Origin of the sequence: Clostridioides sp. ES-S-0005-03 (assembly GCF_020658455.1) — a bacterium.
Lineage (GTDB): Bacteria > Bacillota > Clostridia > Peptostreptococcales > Peptostreptococcaceae > Clostridioides.
On record NZ_JACVWI010000039.1, the window covers coordinates 1 to 261 of the forward strand.

Annotated in this window: 1 pseudogene; it reads left to right on the plus strand. The window is 36.0% G+C overall.

The features are described from left to right. Nucleotides 1-261: pseudogene (locus tag IC218_RS21730) on the plus strand (cell wall-binding repeat-containing protein); the annotation flags it as partial.

The following is a 261-nucleotide window of genomic DNA, read 5'->3' on the forward strand; positions in this document are numbered from 1 at the left end:
ATGAAACAGTAGATCCATCAGATAACACATATGTACTAACACTAACAAAAGGAACAGTAAAAGATGGAGATGTAAAAGCTAATGTTGAAGTAACAGGATTACCATCAGGCTTAGATTATACAGCAGTGGGAGACTCATCAGCAAATACAATAACAATAACAGTATCAGGAACAGCAGTCCCAGCTGTACAAAATGATTTAGATAATGTAAGTGTATTAGTTAAGGCAGGAGCAGTATCTGAAACAACTGCTACAGATTCAG